The organism is Imperialibacter roseus (genome assembly GCF_032999765.1).
In the GTDB taxonomy this organism is placed as follows: Bacteria; Bacteroidota; Bacteroidia; order Cytophagales; family Cyclobacteriaceae; genus Imperialibacter; species Imperialibacter roseus.
In genome coordinates, this window is record NZ_CP136051.1 from 25,739 (window position 1) to 47,133 (window position 21,395).

General features: G+C 46.6%; 15 protein-coding genes and 1 pseudogene. 4 read left to right on the forward strand and 12 right to left on the reverse strand.

Going from position 1 to position 21,395, the window contains the following annotated elements; all coding sequences use genetic code 11:
• Positions 1 to 465 precede the first annotated feature (465 nt).
• On the forward strand, positions 466 to 1,017 hold the full coding sequence (gene pyrR, locus RT717_RS00080) for a bifunctional pyr operon transcriptional regulator/uracil phosphoribosyltransferase PyrR (protein WP_317489707.1): 552 nt from the start codon (positions 466 to 468) through the stop codon (positions 1,015 to 1,017).
• Positions 1,014 to 1,943, forward strand: a complete 930-nt coding sequence (locus RT717_RS00085) for an aspartate carbamoyltransferase catalytic subunit (RefSeq protein ID WP_317489708.1) — start codon at positions 1,014 to 1,016, stop codon at positions 1,941 to 1,943. Before pyrR ends, RT717_RS00085 begins: the two co-directional genes overlap by 4 nt.
• 258 nt (positions 1,944 to 2,201) lie before the next feature.
• Here the strand turns inward: RT717_RS00085 and RT717_RS00090 are convergent, their stop codons facing one another.
• The 12 genes and pseudogenes from RT717_RS00090 to RT717_RS00150 form a co-directional block, all read right to left on the reverse strand.
• Positions 2,202 to 2,753 (reverse strand): sialidase family protein, encoded by a 552-nt coding sequence (locus tag RT717_RS00090; RefSeq protein ID WP_317489709.1) that lies wholly within the window; start codon positions 2,751 to 2,753, stop codon positions 2,202 to 2,204.
• A gap of 1 nt (position 2,754) precedes the next feature.
• Positions 2,755 to 3,315: a hypothetical protein gene (locus RT717_RS00095; RefSeq protein WP_317489710.1), complete on the reverse strand. Its 561-nt coding sequence runs from the start codon at positions 3,313 to 3,315 to the stop codon at positions 2,755 to 2,757.
• Positions 3,316 to 3,593: 278 nt separating this feature from the next.
• Complete coding sequence (locus tag RT717_RS00100) at positions 3,594 to 9,023, reverse strand: MBG domain-containing protein (RefSeq protein ID WP_317489711.1); 5,430 nt, start codon at positions 9,021 to 9,023, stop codon at positions 3,594 to 3,596.
• 370 nt (positions 9,024 to 9,393) lie between these two features.
• Complete coding sequence (locus tag RT717_RS00105) at positions 9,394 to 9,900, reverse strand: MBG domain-containing protein (protein ID WP_317489712.1); 507 nt, start codon at positions 9,898 to 9,900, stop codon at positions 9,394 to 9,396.
• A gap of 285 nt (positions 9,901 to 10,185) precedes the next feature.
• Positions 10,186 to 10,515, reverse strand: coding sequence for a hypothetical protein (locus RT717_RS00110; protein ID WP_317489713.1), 330 nt, complete (start codon positions 10,513 to 10,515; stop codon positions 10,186 to 10,188).
• Positions 10,469 to 11,982: pseudogene (locus RT717_RS28625) on the reverse strand (IS1634 family transposase). Before RT717_RS28625 ends, RT717_RS00110 begins: the two are co-directional and overlap by 47 nt.
• Positions 11,983 to 12,166: 184 nt before the next feature.
• Positions 12,167 to 12,742: a LutC/YkgG family protein gene (locus RT717_RS00125; RefSeq protein ID WP_317489716.1), complete on the reverse strand. Its 576-nt coding sequence runs from the start codon at positions 12,740 to 12,742 to the stop codon at positions 12,167 to 12,169.
• The gene (locus tag RT717_RS00130; protein WP_317489717.1) at positions 12,739 to 14,103 is read right to left on the reverse strand and encodes a lactate utilization protein B; all 1,365 of its coding nucleotides are present in this window, start codon (positions 14,101 to 14,103) and stop codon (positions 12,739 to 12,741) included. Before RT717_RS00130 ends, RT717_RS00125 begins: the two co-directional genes overlap by 4 nt.
• Positions 14,100 to 14,840 carry a (Fe-S)-binding protein gene (locus RT717_RS00135; protein ID WP_317489718.1) on the reverse strand — a complete coding sequence of 247 codons (741 nt, stop codon included), beginning with the start codon at positions 14,838 to 14,840 and terminating at the stop codon, positions 14,100 to 14,102. Before RT717_RS00135 ends, RT717_RS00130 begins: the two co-directional genes overlap by 4 nt.
• Positions 14,841 to 14,843: 3 nt before the next feature.
• Complete coding sequence (locus tag RT717_RS00140; RefSeq protein WP_317489719.1) at positions 14,844 to 16,226, reverse strand: FGGY-family carbohydrate kinase; 1,383 nt, start codon at positions 16,224 to 16,226, stop codon at positions 14,844 to 14,846.
• Between the two features lies 1 nt (position 16,227).
• Entirely contained in the window at positions 16,228 to 17,520 is a 1,293-nt protein-coding gene (locus RT717_RS00145) for a TIM barrel protein (protein WP_394854115.1), read from the reverse strand.
• Positions 17,521 to 17,607: 87 nt separating this feature from the next.
• Complete coding sequence (locus RT717_RS00150) at positions 17,608 to 19,716, reverse strand: bifunctional aldolase/short-chain dehydrogenase (protein WP_317489720.1); 2,109 nt, start codon at positions 19,714 to 19,716, stop codon at positions 17,608 to 17,610.
• 242 nt (positions 19,717 to 19,958) lie between these two features.
• On the opposite strand from RT717_RS00150, the gene RT717_RS00155 reads away from it, so the two are divergent.
• Both RT717_RS00155 and RT717_RS00160 read left to right on the forward strand, forming a co-directional pair.
• On the forward strand, positions 19,959 to 20,990 hold the full coding sequence (locus RT717_RS00155; RefSeq protein ID WP_317489721.1) for a GntR family transcriptional regulator: 1,032 nt from the start codon (positions 19,959 to 19,961) through the stop codon (positions 20,988 to 20,990).
• Positions 20,991 to 21,050: 60 nt separating this feature from the next.
• The gene (locus tag RT717_RS00160; RefSeq protein ID WP_317489722.1) at positions 21,051 to 21,266 is read left to right on the forward strand and encodes a hypothetical protein; all 216 of its coding nucleotides are present in this window, start codon (positions 21,051 to 21,053) and stop codon (positions 21,264 to 21,266) included.
• The last annotated feature ends 129 nt before the right edge of the window (positions 21,267 to 21,395 follow it).

A 21,395-nucleotide genomic window follows, 5' to 3' on the forward strand; every position in this document is an offset into this window, starting at 1 on the left:
GGTGCCGTGTCTTCACGCACCTTCCGTCCATTTCAGGTTTTAGTACGGCAATCGCCCCCTGGCAAGAGCCGTCAGCCACTGGTTTACCCTCAAACTCCTTTTGGGGTCTCTCGGAGAGGACCCTGAAAGGAGGTGCTGTGTCGTCCACTGCGGGATAAGTGCGCAGGGCTTCACCCAACGCATAGATCTATCGCCCTTTCAGGGCTCTCCGGTAGAATGCTCAAACCCGCCACCCGTCTCCAACCTTCTGGTCACCGGTTGTTGTCGCACTCCTAACTCCGGTCTTCCGTCTCCTGTCCGAATGTCTGAATGTCTGAACATCTGAACATCCGAATGTCTGAACGTCTGAATGTCTGATTGTTAAGGTGCCGTGTCTTCACGCACCTTTTCCTTTTCGGTTGAGGCTCAATCATAAATCCGCAATCCGTAATCCGTAATCAAATCATTTTTTCATAACTTCGCCCCATGCAAAAACGGTTGCTCTTCGACGGACGTCTTTTACAGTTCACCATCAACAGGCTTTGTCAGCAACTTATTGAAAATCACGGCGACTTTGCCAACTCCGTTTTAATGGGTTTGCAGCCCAGGGGCATCTTTTTGGCCGAAAGAATCCGCACCAGTCTTGAGAGCCTTCTGAACAAAAAAATCCTTCTTGGTTATCTGGATACTACTTTCCACCGGGACGACTTCCGTCGCCGGGATGCGCCTATCGCTCCTCACGAAACCAAAGTCAACTTTGTCATTGAAGGCAAAAATGTCATCCTGATCGACGATGTGCTGTTCACTGGCAGGTCGGTGCGGGCAGCACTGGATGCTATGGTAAGCTTTGGAAGGCCAGAGAAAGTGGAGCTGCTGACTTTGATCGACCGCATGTACAGTCGGGATATTCCGGTAGAGGCTACTTATGTAGGCAGAAGGGTGAATACTGTGAGAAGCCAGCGAATATTAGTTGAACTAAAAGAACAGGGCATGCCTGAAGACAATATCTGGATCATGGAAAAGGAGGACGAGGCATGAGCAAGCTGAGTACCCGCCATTTGTTGGGCATCAAAGATATCACGGAAGAGGATATTCAGCTCATTTTCCAAACGGCCGACAACTTCAAAGACGTACTTAACCGGCCCATCAAGAAAGTCCCTTCTTTGCGTGACATCACCGTGGCCAACGTTTTCTTTGAAAACTCCACCCGTACAAGGCTTTCTTTTGAGTTGGCAGAAAAAAGACTTTCCGCCGACGTTGTTAATTTCTCCTCCTCATCCAGCTCCGTAAAAAAAGGAGAAACCCTGCTCGATACCGTCAACAATATCCTGGCCATGAAAGTGGACATGGTGGTGATGCGCCACGCCAGCCCCGGGGCTCCCCACTTCTTGTCAAAGCATGTAAAGGCCAACATCATCAATGCCGGAGATGGCACCCACGAGCATCCTACCCAGGCACTGCTCGATGCCTTCTCCATCAGAGAAAAGCTGGGTGATGTAGCTGGAAAAAAAGTGGCCATCATGGGCGACATACTGCACTCAAGAGTAGCCCTTTCCAATATCTTCTGCCTTAAAAAGCTTGGTGCTGAGGTGATGGTGTGTGGCCCGATTACGCTAATTCCGAAATTCATCGGCGAGCTGGGCGTGAAGGTAGAGTATGATGTCAAAAAGGCCCTGGAATGGTGCGATGTCGCCAACGTACTTCGTATTCAGCTCGAAAGGCAGCAAATCAAGTACTTTCCCTCGTTGCGGGAGTACTCGATATATTATGGCATCAACAAGCAGCTGCTCGACACCCTGAACAAAGAGATTGTGATCATGCACCCCGGGCCCATCAACAGGGGGGTGGAACTCAACAGCGACGTAGCCGACTCCGACCACTCTATTATACTCGGGCAGGTGGAAAATGGCGTAGCCATCCGCATGGCAGTGCTGTACCTACTGGCCGGTGTGAAGGAGGTGTAGGTGTTAGCACGGCCTTACCCACCCCGCAAACCGTGTCCGACCGCTGGCGGATGCCGTCAGACTCCGGTTTGGTTTACACACTAGGCCTCGGTAGGTGTTCTTTTAAGTTGTATTTGAAAGAACACGCTGAAAAAACGCATCAACTTCAATGTATCATAGCCGCTCCAGATCACTCCAGCCTGCCAAACATAATTCGCTCCTTCCTGCTCGCATCTGTATCTCCCTGGGTCACGGTAAGCCATACACTGCCCTTATGCTCTACAAAGCTCGGGTATTGAAAAGAGCTTCAGACTCGAAACGATACTTCCTCTCCCAATGAATACCATCCGGGGAAACATCGATATTAAAGACACTTCGAAAGGCACCGTTAACCTTGGTCGACTCCTGCCAGCCTAAATAATAAATGCCTTTGAACTTATCAAAGGGTGGTTTTGAGTTAGTTCCATTGGGAACAAATTTCCGGTGATCAGCTTTCGTCCAAACCCTACCATTCGCACTGGTAGTGAAAGCATAGTTTAAACTTCCCGACTCCGTTCTGCAAATAGCCATCCAGCTGCCATCAGGCAGTTGGTTAACCGCAGACTCACTCAGCTTCAGGTCGTTGGGTTCATTGTAATGCCCAAGCACCTCAAACGTATCGAACTTCCTGTTGAGCACAGCAAGCCCATTTTGCCTGCCCGGAAAGTTATTAAGTACGATGTATATTTTTCCATCAATTTCCTTGATTTCAAACACATACAGCCCATAATCGATCGGCTTTCTGGTCAACCCATTAGCAACAGCACCTTCGTAGTAGTATTGCGGCTGCATATCAAAAACGCCATCGGCTGTCTTGATTTTGGCTTAATAGATTTGGTTTCTGAAAGCTTGTTTTTTTGAGATCAAAGTCAATGTACCATACCTGTGACTGGCGTTTGCCTGGCTCTTCACTGGCGAAAAAGCATCGAATGTAGCTTTTGTTTATTTGTATAATTCTGGGCACAAAGCATGCTCCTTCAGGTAGTGTGGCATTGTCGAAAACCTGCCCTCCTTTTACGAACGGAATGATTCGGCCAACCTTTTGCGTCTCAATATTTACAATTGAAAGAGCATCGTAAACGTAGGGCCATTCCGGGTTTTCGCCGGGCTGCACATCGTTGATCATGGTAGCTATGTAGGCGTGGTTCCCTACAATCACAAAGGAGGCATCGTGAGCTCCCTTGGCCTCCGGGCTGGTGACTTTAATTAAGTTGGCAATCACCAAATCAGCCGCTAGTTTGGGGTTCCAATCGGCAGGTAGAATGGCCTCTCCGGCGTTAACTTGGGCTGGTTGACCTGCAACACTTAGCACAGCCGCCAGTAGCAGGGCGACAAAGTCGATCGCTTTCTTCATGGAGAATCACGGTAATTATTCAAATTCATCAATGTTCGGCAGGAATTTGCGGCGCCGGTCAACGGCGCTACCCTCCCTTTGCGTTCAGCAAAATATCAAACACATGAATAAATAACTACTTGAACCAAAAGCAGCGGTTCAAGGACTCACACCTGTGGAAAATCACCCCCAACCGCTTCAAACTCCCGCTCCGCACATACACTTCGGCATCGTGCCAGAGGATTTTGGTTCAGGTTTAGCCGACCGTCAATTGCTTTGCTTACTACAGCGAGATGCGCTTATTCCTTCCTCACCTTCACTCTCTTCAGTACTTCGCCCTTTTCGCTTTCCACAATAAGGAGGTAGATACCAGTTGCATGATAGGTGAGGTCAATCGTGCTTTTATCTCCAGCAAAAGAACCTCGAAATGACTCTCGGCCCAGTAAGTCAATTAGTCTAACGACCTTGTGGGCTGTCTGATTTCTATTTGTTGAGCCAGCCATTTCAATAGTTATATAGTCAACAACCGGAATTGGGTATGCTTTTATGTCAAGCTCCAAATCTCCATGTTTCACACCCAATGCTTCCAACAGCAAGAAAGTTTCGCTGACGCTCCCCTGATAGTTGTTATCTTCTACTTCCACCACTACCTCATAGCTCCCGGGTTCCACAGGCTCGTCCGATTCACCAACGAAAGTGACCACATAGTCAACGAATGCAGGGTCGATAACTACAGTTGGCGTTTTGGGAGTGCCATCAGCTCTCTGCTGCAAGTCGCTAAGGGCAATGGTTGCCGTAGCCTTGCCCACCATGAAAGTTTGAGTTACTTCAGGGGCTGGAACGTATTCCTCATTCCCTGCCTGACTAGCAGCAATAGTTACGCTGCCAGCCCCTGTTAATGTGACGACAAAACCGTCAATTGTAGCCGGGCCGTTCTCAATTGTTAAAGTAATGTCCAAACCTGAAGATGCCGTTGCCACTAATTCAAATGGATCATCTCTAAAGGTTTTGTCTTCAATAGGAGAAAACGAAATGGTTTGCTCCGCTCTCTGCTCAGTATCATCAACCACCTCGAACCCTATCGTGACATCTTCGGCAGGCAGGTAGTTTATGTTCCCTCCCTGAGAGGCAGTCACTTCAACCTGGCCAGGAGCAGTTAAAGTCAATACTGTGCCTAAAAGGGAAGCAGGGCCCGTTACCCTGTAGGAAACACTCAACCCCGACGAACTTGTCGCCGAAAGTGTTAAGGCACCATTGGATACACATACGGTAGGTCCAATTTCCGAAAAGGTTATTGCCTGGGATGCCTTATTGACGACAAGCAATTGTGTGGCTGTCGCCAAGTTATAATTACCATCACCTGGCTGAAGCGCAGTAATAGTAGCTTCGCCTGCAGATTTTATATTTAGTATTCCATTTTCAATCTGCGCCACGGCGGTGTTAGAACTTGAAAATGAAACGGTCAATCCTGAGGAAGCGGCTGCCGAGAGGGGAAAAGCCTCATCGCCAAATATCTTTTCGTTACGCTCAGCGAACTCTACGGTCTGGCTGGCTTTGTTGACTATGAATTGTCTTTCGACTGAGGCATCTTTGTAGTTCTCGTCTCCAGCTTGTATGGCGGTAATTGTCGTGGAGCCGCCACCAGTTATTGTTACGACATTTCCATCGATAGACGCAACAGAAGTGTTGGCGCTTGAAAACGTAACTGGGTTCCCCGAAGCACCTCCTGTAGCAGACAATTCAAATGCACCATCTCCAAAAGTTTTCTCTGGTAATTCGTCAAAAAGAAGGGTCTGCGCTGGTTTTTCGACAGTCAAAGTACCATTGATTCTAGTGAAATTATAATTGTCAGCTGATCCACCTGAGACAATAATAGGGTATTGCCCGGCCGTTGGCGAATCACCTGCCTCTGAGGTCACACTAATTTCCCCTGCAATAACACTAGCGTTTTCACCATTTACAAAACCTGTTAATGAATAGGTAAAAGATGGCACAGGGTCTCCGAAGGTGATGGTCTTATTGTCGGCCCGTAAGGTCAAGCGAGCAGGGTTGACGCTAAAAGACCTTTCCACAGAGACAGCCGGGTTAAAATAATAGTCTCCTTCCTGGCTTGCTCTTATAGTAACTTCACCAATTCCGATAAGTGCAACTGTTGTTCCTGCAAGGGTTGCAGGACCTGAAATGACCTCCAGCAGTACTTCCTGGTCTGAATCGCTGTTAGCCACGAGATCAAATTCGTCGCCATAAGTTTTGTTGCTAATTTCATTGAAAGTGATGGTTTGATCAACTGGCTCCACACTGGAATCGAATGTAAGCGTCCAATCGAAACCTTCAATACCGTAGTTATCATCCCAAAGAATCCATATTTCTTCTCCTTTAGTCAGGCTATTAACAGTTATCTCACTTTGGGAAGTACCTGCAAAATCGTCGCTGTAGGCAAAACTGCCGAGCCCGCAGGATTGATAAAGTATCAGATAGGTGTCTGTTGTTGTGTTGCCCATAGAGGAAATGGTGAGGTCGCCTTCTGCGGGTACATTGAATTTGAACCATTTAGGAGCTGAATCGGTCGTATTTGTTCCTATCACTGCCTCCAGAGGATCGGTACAACGATCGCCTGGTTCGTAGGGTGAAAATTCCAGACTCCAATCAAAATTAGAGGCCTGATACCATTGAATAAATATCTGATCCCCTTCGTTAAACCCTGGCACCAGCAAATCTTCGCTACCATAACCGCCTCCATAATAGGATAGGCTTTGACACGTACCGGTAAAAACGTTTACTGATCCCCAGACCTCCCTTGATATCTTCAGCTTACCGGCTGAAGGGGCTATATAGCTGTACCAGAAGTACGATAAGTTCGATTCAGGCAGGTGATTTGTTCCGACCACTGCTGTTTCGGGAAGATCGCAACTATCTCCAGCCGCCTCGTCTTCAACCACAAGTGTCCAATCAAAACCTTCTTCATAACCAAGCGACCATCGAAGCAAAATCTGTGTACCCTCATATAGAGATGGAACTGATATTTTTCCATAATAGTAATTGCCCCTATAAGTGAGAGTCTCACAAGAGTTAGAGTACACAGTAATGTCGGCATACGCATCTGATTCAATAGTCAGTTTACCGTCCCTGGGCATAGTAAAACTATACCATTTGTAAAAAGAGTAGGTATTGGCAATGGAATTGGTCCCTTCCTGGGCTTCAACCGCCAAAGAACAAATATCCCCGTCAGCTGGCGATTTATAACTTAGTGCCCAATCAAAATTTCCTCCAGAATTGTAATTCCACTTTATCAATACTTCATCACCAACTTCAACATTTTCCACATCAACATTTCCATAACCGGAGCCCAGCGTGTTTGGGTAGTCGCAGTTGTTTGACAAGACACTTACATAATCTTCACCTTCAGAGCGAATTGACAACATCCCCTCCTCCTCAACAGTAAAGGTGTACCAATAGTAGGAAGAGATTTCAGGCATCGAGTTTACACCAATTTGAGCTGTGGCAGGCAAGGTGCATTTGTCTCCCAATTGCGGTTCCTCAACGGAGATATCCCAAGAAAATCCTCCGGGGCTGGCTGACCATCTGATCATCATTTCGTCACCTTCAGAAACCTCAGGAACAGTTAAGTCTTCATATCCGGAAGTCAGCCAATAGTAGTTTTCACAGTCACCCGACAAAACATCTACATATTTCCACACGTTTGAATTGATGACCAGCTTTCCAGATTTAGTTGCTTGATATTTATACCAAAAGTATTGATTCTTGCTATCTGGTAGCACGTTCGTGCCGTCTACTGCTTCTTTGGCAATTTCACAATAGTCCCCTTCCTCGTAGTCTTCCAAAACTAGGATCCAATCGAAAGTATTGTAACCGTACCATCGGATTAACACCTCATCACCAGACTCAAGTCCGACGGCAGACGCACCCTTTGAGCCACCGCTTTGGTAATATAAACTCACACAATTACCTATATAAATAGAGCAACTCGAATTTTGATCTGGACTGATTAATGAAAGTTTTTGATTGCTGGGCATCACGAAGCGATACCACTGATCAACGTATCTACCAGTTGTGAATGTATTGGAACCCTCAATTGCGTCAATCGGTGCCTCGCAAAGATCCCCAGGTTCAAAGTCCTGTATGCCTATGCTCCAATCGAAATCGCCTCCATTGCCGGTGTCCCATTTGATAAAAAGCTGCATTCCAGCCTCAAAGACTGGCTTGGACGCCCCGCCATATCCGGATACAAAGCCATAAAGTTGCTCGCAATTATTATACTGAACATTAACCCATTTGTCTGTTTCAGACATTATTGTCAATCTACCGGTACTTGGAATTGTATAAGTGTACCAATAATAATCTAAGGTAGTTTCAGGCACATGATTAATCCCTTCAACCGCCGTCTCCGCTAAAGAACAATTGTCTCCCGACGAAAGCTCACTGATAGTCAAATCCCAGTCAAAGTTATCATAGCTGCCGGTATCCCAAACAATCCAAACCTTTTCACCCGGGCTTAAACTTGTGACACTGACTTGCCCATAGCCACCTATTTCATAGCTAAGAAGGTCACAATCGCCGGAATACACGGTGAAATAAGCATTTGTTTCCGAAGTAATATCCAATCTACCTTCGCTGGGCATTGTGAACTCATACCAGTATTTGTAGTAGTCAGTTTGTGGCAGGCTATTTGTTCCTTCGATTACCATCGATGTAGAGTTGCAGCCGTCGCCAGGCTCTAAGGGGGATTCCTCAATCACAAGTTCTGTCGCAGTGCTAAATCGTGTATAAACAGCGATGTACAACTCAGTTCCAAGCTCAACATCAGTTAGTGACGAACCCCGATATTGGCTATCAATCAACTCCAAATTGTCGCAAGTGCCCGAATAGGCGTTGACTGTGCTCCAGGGTGATGTGTCAAGTACAATTTTCCCTTCAGTTGCTTTGGTGTACTTAAACCAGTAAATCTTCCCTGACCCTTCAGGGATATAATTAACTCCGACAGAAGCTTCCGTTGAAAAATCGCACACATCCCCATCTGCCAGATCCAAAACACTAAAAGTCCAGTTGAAATCCCCTCCCTCTTCGACCCTAAATCTAACTATTACATTTTCATTGGCTTCAAACGAAACTGAGGCACCAGAGGAGGAAGAAGCATCCCAGTATAAATAGTCGTCAGTACAGTTACCATGCAAAATTTCAAAAGTAACAAGGCCAGGCGTTTCAACCACAATTCTGCCATCAACCGGCATTTGATAGCTGAACCAGTAGGATCCATAGGTGGCTGGCACGTAGTTTTCTCCTGTGACAACGGCCTTCGCTAAAGCACAGTTGTCTCCTTCATCGAGTTCAACTACGTCAATACTCCATTCAAAGTCGCCGCCGCCGCTTTCCAGGTTCCAGTAAATAAAAACCTCCTCACCTTCAGTGGCGTCAGCAAAACTTGCATTTCCAATACCTGATCCAGCATAGTATCTATTTTCGCAAGTATTGTAGCTAAGATTTACCCAAAGGTCGGTTGAAGAGGAAACTACCAGCTTACCATCATTTGGAATTATATAAGTATACCAATATTCGCTTTGCTCTGTAGCGGGAATGGTATTGACTCCTGTGACAGCCGTAACCGCTTCGCCACAGCTTGAGGCATCTTGGCCAAACAATTGGCTGTTAGAAAAAAAGACGAGCAATACAATATATATCAACAGATTACCCAGGGTAGAATTTTTTCTCATTGGTAAGGCTCAAAATTCGAATCAGCTCTAATTAACTACAAACTAGTGGGCCCTAAATATGTTGATTTTACCTTAAAATCAACAGTATTATTTAATTAAATAGCTGTGGAATTATACCACCAGAAGTGACCTTGCCAACAAAGATTTGTGAATCTTAAATCGTTACTAGTAAAAAACTGCCTTGAAGAGAAATCAACGAAAGAGCAACAGCTGCGACATACCTTAGTGATTGGCAATAAAACGACATTCTCAAAAAGTATATGATTTAAAATCTACCCCATCCTCTTCAAACTCCCACCCCTCACATAAACTTCCGCATCATGCCAGGGGATTTTGGTCCAGATTTGACCCGCATCGAGGGGCCAACTATTCAAATGATCGTGAGCAACTTCTCTTTTCTTACTTTCACTTGTTTCAAGACATTGCCTCTTTCGTTTTCAATTACCAGAACGTAGATTCCAGCAGGCTGATGTTGTAGATTTAAAACCGTTCTTTCGGAAGTCAGCACCTTCTCCAGCCTTCTCCTACCAAGCATATCAAAAAGGTAAATCCTACTGTTCATCTCATACTTGATATCAATTGTAAGCTCTTTTGATACAGGGTTAAGAAAAACAACAATATATTCCTCATCACAGCCGATTCCTGTTTCAATTTCCTCCAGGGCAAGCACGCCTTCCACACTACCCTGGTAGTTTTCTTCCACAATGCCAGCCTCCACGTTATAGGTGTCCGCTTCCGACGGTGCTTCGGCCAATCCATTGTAAGTAACCTCAACCTTGAGCCCTTCTGGGTTGGTGGAAACCAGCACTCCTTTTCGTGAGCCATCGGCCACTTGTTCCAGTTGAGACAGTGTAACTTCAGCCGTAGCTTTGACCACCTCAAAAGTTCGGACGACAGCACTGGCAGGGTTGTAAGTCTAATTTCCTTCCTGGGCTGCCACAATCGTAACTACACCGGCGCCTGTAAAGGTAACAACAGCCCGATCAACCGTGGCGGGGCCATCACTCACCGCAAACGCAATTGACAAACCAGAACTCGCAGTAGCATCTGCCCCAGGTCAACTCCCCGTTAACGATAAAGATATTCTGCTGTCTTGAGTTTACTGAGTGGAAAAGCCAGGCGGGCAATGACCAAATGACGGAATAAGTCTTGTGGTATGCTATTAAAGCCGATATGATCGTAAAGCCTGCCAATCAGGGCCTACCGTTCTGATACTTGCATTGGCGAGGCTTTCCATTGCCTGTTCAAAGAGAAAGTCTTGTTCTGAGATGAAAATCTTTGACTGGGCTGAGAGCCGTTCCATCTCCTGCTTGCCATCTAACTTGCTGGAGTTGACCTTGCTGGCCACCATAATTTGTCCAGCCGCCACTGGGATCACCCTCTGGTAGTCAGAAAAATCGCTGCCCTGCTCCGCACTCCTGACTTCATCACTGGGACACCCAACCTTATTGGAATAATTGGATAAGACTTTTTTGTTCTGGGGTTTTATCAAGGAGCATAAGTTTGGTTTCCTGAGATTGCGGCATGTTTAAAGTCAGCCCGAATATCGTTTTCATAATATCGATGGCTTTTTCAGCGCTGATTGATGCCTTCTTATCTTTTAGCTTCCGTTCCAGTTCTTTGTAAAGCTTACAGGCAGCAAAAGCGATACAGATGTGGGCTTCAATTCTTCTTTTCTTGTAATGGTATATCGGTCTTATCCTTAAATCGGTTTTCGTTATTCTAAATGTTCTTTCGACTTGCCATAACTGGCGATAATAGTCCATGACTGTTTGAGCTTCCAGTCGTGTATTGGTGATGTATCCTTTCAGGCCGTCCCACTTTGAGTCGTCTTTAAATTTTTGTTCATCAATGGTGATCTTTATATCTCCTTCTAGCCTGAGGTATTTATTATAGCCTTTATTGTTGATGTGCTTTTTGGTGAGCTTGCCCGTGTTCAATTGCTTTTTAAGACGTTCTAACCCCTTGGATCTGTTTTTGGCATCATTGGCCGCCCTTGCGGTAGAATATTGGATGATTAGCCGTAAGCCATCCTGCCTGACTATTTCTACATATTGTTTATCACTAAGACCTGATGTAAAGATTTTTTGTTTGATAGCTTCACTTTCATTCTTAATCCTGGCTCCTATTATGAAGTTGTAATCTGCTGCTTGTAGTGTGGTTATGTTCTTGTTTGACATAAGACCTGCATCGGCAACTACAATGAACTGTTGGGCATTGTATTGTTTTTGAAAGCTTCTATGACAGGAAGCATCGTATGGCCTTCAAACTTATTGCCTTCAAAAATCTCATAATCGAGTGGATAGCCTTGCTCTGCCACCAAAAGCCCCAGCACTATTTGTGGGTTACTGTGCTTGCCATCTTTGCTAAAACCGGCTTTTCGCAAGTCATCTTCGTCAGCAGCCTCAAAATATAGAGTGGTTACATCGTAAAAGACAACTCCCAGCTTTTTACCCAAGATGTTCACAGTATGATGGAAGCTTATTGCTTTGATCTGCTCTATGTCCTGGGAATGAAGTTTATCCATAAACCGGTAAACTTCATTGACATGAAGGCTAATGCCTTTGTACTTCTGAAGATAATCAATGGTCTTTAACTTGCTAACAGGATAAACTAATCTGGAGATGACCAAGTGTCTAAAAAGCTCTCCCTTTACTCTATTAAAACCTATTTCATCAAAGAGCTTCCCTAATATTAATTCCGGCCCCAGTAATTGTAGCTGCTCGATATTGTCATAAACAGCTTTGAAAAAATGCCCGTCAGTGCCAACATTGAAATCAAGAACAGATTGGCCCCCATAACAACGAACGTATTCTTTAGCTTGGATCGTCAAAGTGTCAACCTCAGATTTACTCGAAGAGCTTCCTATGGTTTTATGCACTCTATAGCTACCCGAACTTTTGTCGATCACCTGCACACTAATGACACCTGACGTGTTCTTCTTCTGCCTGATAAACATGGCACAAATCTAAAAAACAGCTCCTGGGACACTCAAGACACCTCAAAAAACAACTCCAATGTTAAAATAAGGAACTTATTGATATTTTCTAAGGTAAAATGATGAAGTCAGGAGAAGTTGTGGGCACGACGGCTGTTGGTCGGAGTTATTTGGTGCCTACAGCGATTGCTGGTGGCTCCACCTCTCAGTAAATAATCACCGTCATCTTCTTCGGCCCGTGGGCTCCTATCACCAGCGACTGCTCGATATCAGCCGTTTTAGAAGGGCCAGCGATGAAGACGCCAAAGCCAGGAATTTCTTCAATTTTTTTGTAGGCCTGGTGCATATTGCCTACCAACGTTTTGCGGTCGATTACCACAATTAAATGCACCACAATAAATGGCAAGGCTCTTATCCCTGCCAGTTCTTCCGGCACCCAAATGGCTCCGTTTTCTGCTGTGCCGAATGCTCCGGCAATGATGCCAGCGTCTACGTGTCGCAAGTCCGAGGGCTTTTTGACTGTGGCTAAATCTATTCCAGCAGAGTAAATGTCAGGCAGTGTGGTAACCACCTGTTGGTAGGTCTTGGTCTGTGCATCAACTGCGGCTTTGACCTCTTCTTCACTGCTACATGAAATAACAGTTACGTGGTTGGCTTCCAGTGAAGAGGTAAAAGTAGCCTCAAGGTCTTTACTGATCTCAAATGCTGGAATTTCAGGCAGTGGCTTTGGCTCAAGTTCCAGCTTGCGGATGTTGCTCAATATCTTTTCTCTGCTGCTCATGATTTCCGGTTTTTGGCGTACCACTCTTTGAAGCTGGCCTTGGGTGGTGCCGGCAAATCTCGCTGCTTGCCCCACGCATTGAGCGGGTTGTTGATTAGAGACTTTGGCAGTAGCGCCAGCGACTTCCTGGCCAGCCTTCCCATCATGTTGTAGAGCGATGGCGAAGAGAGCACTTTGGCAGCGAATGTCATCGAAATTCTTTTCCCGGCTCCGTCCAGTTTTTCATCGGCAACGACTTGGCGCCACTCATAGAGCTGCTCATGGATATTGATCTTCACTGGGCACACGTCGCTGCAGGAGCCACATAGAGTAGACGCAAAGGGCAACGATTGGTGCTTCTTTAAATCCACTCCCGGCGATAAGATGGAGCCGATAGGGCCGGGCACTGTTGCGTCGTAACTGTAGCCACCACTGCGGCGGTAGATCGGGCAGGTATTCATGCAGGCGCCGCAGCGTATGCACTTCAAGCTGTTGCGGAACTTCTCCCTGCTGAGCTGCTCCGTGCGGCCATTGTCTACCAGAATGATGTGCATTTCCTGGCCTGGTCGTGGCCGGTGGAAGTGGCTGGTGTAGTTGGTGATGGGTTGGCCCGTAGCGCTGCGTGCCAGCAGTCGGGTATAAACTCCGAGATGCTCCAGCTTCGGAATCAGCTTTTCGATGCCCATGCAGGCAATGTGAACAGGTGCCAGGTGCACGCCCATGTCGGCATTGCCTTCGTTGGTGCACACGACAAAACCGCCGGTTTCTGCAATGCCGAAATTCACCCCTGTCAGGGCAACATCGGCCTCCATGAACTTATTGCGGAGGTGCTGCCGGGCGGCTTCCGTCAGGTATTGTGGATCGTTGTTACCTTTTTCTGTCTGTAGGTGCTCGTGGAATATTTCGGAGATGTCTTCTTTTTTTAAGTGGATGGCAGGCATCACGATATGGCTGGGAGGCTGCCGCACAAACTGGATGATGCGCTCCCCAAGGTCGGTGTCGACCACCTCAAACCCATGCGCTTCCAGGTGCTCGTTGAGGTGACACTCTTCTGTGAGTATCGATTTGCTTTTTACCAGCTTTTGGGCTTTGTGTTTTTGAAGAATGGAGGTGACAATTTCGTTGTGCTCCTTGGCATCGGCAGCCCAATGCACGTTGATGCCATTGGCTACGGCATTTTCCTCGAACTCCTCCAGGTAGCTGGCGAGGTTGGAAAGTACGCTGTCTTTGATGCCGGACGCAAGTTCCCGTAGCTGCTCCCATTCCGGTATCTGCTTGCTCGATACATCACGCTTGCTCCGCACCCACCAAAGCGTTTCGTTGTGCCAATCGACTTTTTTATTGTCTTTGAGGAAAGTTTCGGTGTTGCTACTATGGCTCATGCTGATACTCCGTTTAAGATCTCCGCCACGTGCATCACCTTCACCCTCATCTTGTTTCTACTGATGATGCCTTCCAGATGCATCAGGCACGACATGTCGTTACCCACAATGAACTCAGCTTCGTGGCTCGTATGGTCTTTAATTCTGTCGTTACCCATTTTCACAGACAGCGCTTCTTCCCCAACGGCGAACGTACCACCGAAGCCGCAGCATTCTCCTGGCATATTCAGGTCGACCATCTCAAGCCCTTTCACTTTTTGAAGGAGGGTAGCTGTTTTATTAAATGGCGGAATATTCAGCTCCGGAGCCGCCGCAATTCTTAAGCCTCTCAGCCCATGGCATGAGGCATGAAGGCCCACTTTGTGTGGAAATGCAGCTTCAAGTTTATCAACTTTCAGAATGTCGTGAAGGAATTCTACCAATTCATACACATTGTTTCTAATTAGCCCAGCTTCGTTTTCTCTGCTAGTGGAATGCAGATGATCTTTTATGTGGAGCGTGCAGCTACCCGAGGGGCAAACGACGTAATCGTATCCTGCAAAGTTATCGATGAAGAGCTCGTCAATCTTTTCATTTTTTGACTCATAGCCTGAGTTCGCCATCGGCTGGCCACAGCAGGTTTGGTTCCTTGGGTAATCCACCTCGCAGCCCAGTTTTTCCAGTAGCTCCAAAGTGGCAATGCCAACCTGAGGGTAGAATTGGTCGACGTAACAGGGAATGAAGAGGGCAACTTTCATGGACTAGCTCGAGGGAGAATGCTTTTTAACGTTATAGTTCTTACTAAGAAATTCCTTGGTGATCGTTCGGTAATTTACCAACAAAGCAGCACCCAGTGCAGTGCCGAGAGCAAAAGAAGTAGAGTAAATTTTATAAGTGGGCAATTTGTCGGCCAGCATCTTTACAAACACTTCGTTGGAACTAAAGCCCCCATCAATAAATATTCTTTTGATATCGGTGTCTCCAATGGCCAGTTTGAGAGAAGCAATTTGCAAATCTGTCAATTCGTCCATCAGATGGAAATAAGCATCTTCGTAGCTCTCAAAAATTGAAAGATCTTGTTTGGGGTTGTTTACAAACCCAAATCGTTCGGGATGCAGCACACTGTGATCAAACAAAAGCTCTTTGTCTGTTTTTTTCTTTGTCTTGAAATCTTTCTTCCAGGCAACAGTCTTATAAGTTTGATAGTCAATGTCGAAAAATTCGCTCAAGAGCTTTGCCTGGTTGCTGAGGTGTTTCCCTAAAAATAATCGAGACGCTTTGATGGAGATGCCCTTGGCTGAGAGGAAATTCAAACAATCAGCCTTTAACTCCTCAGCGGTCAACACCTTGTCGTTGAAAATATTCATGCAAATGCTCCACGTGCCCGTTGATATGAGCACGAATGGGTCATCATTGGCCTGGATATAGGGAACCAATGCGGAGGAACTGTCGTGAACACCGATTCCCACATTGACAGAGTTTCCATTTATGTCGACATGGGTTGTTTTGGTTGATTCTTCAAGAGGGGTAAGGTAGCGCACCAGATCCTCTTTTTCCAGCCAGTCGGCATACTTGTTTTGGCCGAAATCCCAAAGCCCGGTATGACAGCCCAGACTTGTAAAGTCTGTTGAGAGATTTCCTGTAAACAGATAGCTGAGGTATTGTGGAAAATGAAGACTCTTGTGGAGCCTTTTGAATGCATTGGGCCTTTTGTATTTAAGAAAATACAGTTGCAAGCCAGAATTAAGCATTCCCATCGATGGGCTGGCGGTAGACACTGAAAACATTTCTTCGGGGCCGTATTTCGAAAAGAAGTCATTGAGCAACTCTTCAGGGAAAGGCTTCAGGTAGTTGATAAAAGGGGTGACTAACTCTCCTTTCTCGTCCAGATGAACCATCGAAGCGCCGTAGGTGGAGAAGTTGACCGCCTTGACCTCGTAGTCAGGGTTATTAAATACCCTGTCAGCGCTATCTTTTATCCATTTAACGAGTGACGGGAGGTCTTCCGAGAGAAATCCATCTTCATCAGGAATTTCCTCAAAGCGAATATACTCATGCTTAATTTCGGAGAGATCCTCGTCAAAAAGAAATAATTTCTTGTTCGTTTTCCCAATGTCAAATATCAGCGTGACTGGCTTTCCCATATCAGAGTCCGGTAGCAACAGTTTTCAATCCCCGTTTGGCAATGAGTTCTTTTCTTATCTGATTTTCTCGAAATGTGCGAAGTGGATCATAGGCACCACCCATGCGCATGCGGGATTCTGCCACCAGGGCTCTTACGTCAGTGCGGAAGGCATTTTGCAGTACTTCTTGCGCTGCCGACACGTCGTTGGTGGCTTGGGCCTTTTTCAACGCCGCTCTGTCAACAATGAGGGCCTGGGCGTACGCAATTTTGATCGCTTCAATAGCCTGAATCAAATCCTCGATTGGATCCTTCAGGTTGTGGCTGGCGTCGATCATCCAGGAAAGTTCGGGGTTCTTTGTGTTCTGCATACCGTCTACCAGTTCGTTGAAGATAAGAAAGAATTGGTAAGGTTTGATGCTGGCCACGGTTAAATCGTCGTCTCCGTATTTAGAGTCGTTGAAATGGAAGCCACCAAGTTTTTTCTGCATCATGAGAATGGCTACAATCTGCTCGATATTGGTATTGGGCAGATGGTGGCCGAGGTCGACAAGGCTCAAAGCTTTTTCGCCTAAGGAGCTCGCCAGCAAATGCGAGGTGCCCCAGTCGGGTATCACCATTGAATAAAAATAGGGCTCGTAAGGCTTATATTCCACCAGCACTTTCCAGTCGGCGGGAAGGTGGTCATATATTTGTTGCAGAGAATCCTGCGTGCGTTGCAGTGCTTCTCTGAAATTCAGTTGGCCCGGAAACGACGAGCCGTCTGCCAACCAAACCGTGAGTGCTTTGGAACCCAGCGCCACGCCGTGATCAATCACCTCTTTGTTGTGGGCGATGGCTTCATCCCTTACGTGCTTGTCGACATGACACAGCGAACCAAATTTGTACGACACTTTGGCGTCAGGCTGATCCTGAAAGGTGTTTGAGTTGACAGCGTCAAAAAGCAGCCCGTGAGAGGAGGCTAGTTCTTTGATGGCCTTGGCATCTTTTGGAATGTCCCAGGGAATGTGCAGGCTGATGGCGTTGCTGGAAGCATTAAGCATATGCAGTAACCCGACATCTTCGATCTTTTCTTCCAGAGAGCGAGGCTCTCCACCTTCCGGGAAGCGTGCGAAACGGGTGCCTCCCGTGCCAAGTGCCCAGCTGGGGATGGCGATTTGGAAGGTGTCGAGTTTTTTTAGTATCGATTCTACGTCGATGCCCTGGTCGGTGAGGGTGTCGGCGACGGGGGTGAAGCGCTTTTGGTGAAGCGCTTTTTTGGCCGTGTTATTTTCGAGGATATTGTTTTTTGTGATCATGGGGTACCAATATGTCATCCCTACGGGATTGGTTGGAAAGGCCTAATTCGAAATGTCGATTTGCTAACCCTCCAAGAGGTTACAACCCTTGGAGGGTTTTACTTTTTATCTGACGAAAGCAGCAGCCACGCCGCCGTCGACGTTCAATATATTGCCGGTACTCTTGCTAAGCAAGCCGCCGGTAAATGCGAAGACTGCATTGGCAATGTCTACCGTGCCGATGATCTCATTCAGCAAAGTACGCTTAGCGTAGAAAGCAGGCAATTCTTCTACCGTTACGCCGTAGGCCTTCGCACGGCCTTCAGCCCATTTGCCTTCCCATATTTTGCTGCCTTCAATTACAGCGTCCGGGTTCACAACGTTTACCCTGATTTTCTCAGGCCCAAGCTCTGCTGCCAGTAGCCTGCTCATGTGTGCCTGTGCAGCTTTGGCGGAGCCATACACCACGTTGTTTGGCCCGGAAACCAGTGCGTTCTTGCTGACAATATTCACGATGTCGCCGCCTAGCCCTTGTGCACGCAGAATGTCGACACCCGCTTGAGACACCAAAAACTGTCCCTTGGTAAGCACGTCCATCAGCAGGTCATAGTCTTGCTCCGATGTATCAGTTATTGACTTGCTGATCGCCAATCCAGCTGAGTTCACAATAACATCAACGCCTCCAAATTCCAGGCACGCTTTTTTGAACGCCACTTTGATACTTTCTGGATTTGTGACGTCCATTTTTGCGTAGGTCGACACGTCCCTTTTGTAAGTTTTATTGGCTGCGGCGGCCCTGTCTTCGTCGATATCAGTGATGACCACACAGGCGCCTTCGGCGGCCAACTTGTCAGCAATGGCTTTTCCAATACCGCCAGCACTTCCGGTAATGAGCGCCACTTTGCGGGACATGGGCTGCTCTTTAGGCATGCGTTGCAGTTTGGCTTCTTCCAATAGCCAGTACTCGATATCAAAAGCCTCCTGCAAAGGCAGGGCTACGTACTCAGAAATGGCTTCGGCCCCACGCATCACGTTGATAGCGTTGATATAAAATTCCGATGCCACCCTTGTTGTCTGCTTGTTTTTCGCAAAAGAGAACATGCCCACGCCAGGCCAGATAATAACGACCGGGTTTGGATCACGCATGGCCGGGCTATTGCTGCGCTTGTGTTCATTGTAATATTTCGCATACATCTCTCTGTACGCCTGGAAATAGGGTTCCAATTGCTTTTTGATGGCCGCTTTGTCACTCAGGTCTGCGTCTTTTGGTAAGTCGAGCACCAACGGCCTGATTTTGGTTCTCAGGAAGTGGTCGGGACAGCTGGTGCCGAGAGGAGCCAGGCGCTCAAGGTCTTTGCTATTGGCAAACTGCAGCACCTTTTCATCATCAGTGAAGTGGCCAACCATGCGATCATAGCTTGACGCAAGGCCCCTTAACACCGGGGCTAGTTGCGCTGCCTGGTCTTTTCTCTTTTCAGGAGAAAGGGACTCCAGTATTTGCCCACCAAAAACCGGCCTTGTCTTGCCGTAGTTCTGCTCCAGGTACTCGCTCGCCATGTCAATTACCTCAAGGCTATTGATATAGCAGTCATAGGCTGTGTCGCCCCAGGTGAACAGCCCGTGGCCGCCCAACATAATGCCTCTTATGCCAGGGTTGTCTGCCAGCGATTGCTTCAACTGCAGACCCAGGTCGAAACCGGGTCGCTGCCATGGCACCCACGAAATCTGCCCTTTGAAAAGGTCTTTGGTTATTTGTTCACCGTCCTTAGATGCTGCAATAGCAATGGCTGCATCGGGGTGCAGGTGATCTATATGTTTGAAAGGCAGGAAGCCGTGCAGTGGCGTGTCGATGGAAGGTGCTTTGGAGTCGAGGTCGTAGATACAGTGGTTAAAAAGTGCCACCATCTCGTCTTCGAACTCAAGGCCGCGGTACACATTTTCCAGTGACCTGAGCTTGTCGTTGTAAAGCCCGGCCAATCCACTGCGTGTAAGCGTGCCTATGTCTCCGCCGGATCCTTTGATCCACATCACTTCTACTTCTTTACCTGTTAGCGGATCCTTCTCCATGGTTTTGCAGCTGGTGTTGCCGCCGCCGTAGTTGGTGATGCGCAGATCGGCACCGAGAATGTTGGAGCGATAGAGGAGGAGGGCAACTTCATCTCCTTTTAGCTGGGCTGCTTTTGCGTCGTCCCATAGGTAGTTAACGTGCTTGAATGTTTTTGTGGGTGCACTCATTGTATTTCGAATTGTGTGATTTGATACAAACAAATTAAGTAATGTCGGTTTCAGTTTGCCGTAAGCGCTGTCGTGAAGAAAATGCTTCGACAGGCGCAGCATGACATCCGTTTTGGGACATTGTACATCAAAAGTCAACATCTGTGGCTGTATCACTGTCATGCACTATACTGCATGGGTGGTTTTTTTGTGTTTAATATATTTGTAACATTGATTGTTGGTGAATAAACCCTAATAGTGCGTTGGAAGAGCTATTGCTGGATATCAGAGAGAAGTCGAGTGTGCCTAAGTACAAGCAGATTGTAGGCAGCGTTATTTCCAGTATTGAAGCTGGCAAAATCAAGTATGGACAGAAGCTGCCATCCATCAATCAGGTGAGCTACGATTACCTTCTTGCCCGGGATACAGTGGAGAAGGCATACAATGAACTGAAAGAGCTTGGCGTGATAGCGGCTGTGAAGGGCAAGGGATACTATATCAGCAACTCGGCACCTAAATCGCAACTCAAGGTGCTCATGCTCTTCAATAAGTTGAGTACTTATAAGAAGGAGATATACAACTCCATTGCACAGGAGTTGGGGGAAAAGGCGCATATTGATTTTTTTGTTTACCACTGCGATTTCGAACTTTTCGAGAAGATACTTACAGAGCACCTCACTGGCTACAGCTATTTTGTGATAATGCCTCATTTTGCCGACCTGAATGTGGAAAAGCTGAATTCTTTGCTATCCAAAATACCCAGGGAGAAAATAATCATTCTGGATAACCGCATAGAAGGAGTAAATCACTTTAGTGGCTGCGTTTACCAGGACTTCAAAATGGATATTTATAATGCCCTGTCGGAAGCCCAGGAAAAGCTGAGCCGCTACAAAAAGCTTATTCTTGTGTTTCCCGAAAACGAAACCTATCCCTACACCAGAGATATTGTCACAGGTTTCCGAAGGTTTTGCGGGTTCAGCAATCTGCCCCACGAAATTATCAGTGAAATAGGTTCGGAACATGTTATTGAAAGAAACACAGCTTATGTGGTCATTGAAGAAAGCGATCTTGTCAACCTGATCAAGCTTCAGCGGGCCAATGGGATGGAGCTGGCCAAAGATGTTGGCATTATTTCTTACAATGATACCCCGTTGAAAGAAGTGCTTAGCGACGGCATTTCTGTGATTACGACTGATTTTCGCAAAATGGGCCAGCTGGCAGCGAAGGCAATGTTAGAGAATAAGCCCATTGAGGTGAAGAACGACTTTCGGTTTATAGAGAGGAAATCGGTGTGAGGTTGAGGTTAGTTTTTTTTCTATATTAAAGTTTATTCAATTCGGTTTTGACTTCTTAAGATGAAAAATGAAGATAAGATAATCGAGCTTTTGATGGAGTACATCTCCCGAACCGATAAGATGGAGAAGGAATTTAAAGAGGGAATGGAATCGTTCAATAAAGAAATGGTATCACTCCGACGTGATTTTAATCAAACCAACTCACGACAAGAGGAGCTGATGCAGGAGATATTCAAACTCTCCAAAAGAGTAGGTAAATTGGAGGATGAATCTTAGCGCATGCACTTGTCAGGGTTTCTGTGCTGGCAGTTCTAAATGATAAACATTATTTCATCAATTTTGGTCTGCTCATCGAGCAAGGCAATTTCTTATTTGATTCTGAGTCTTTTTGCCTTGTCTTTTCTA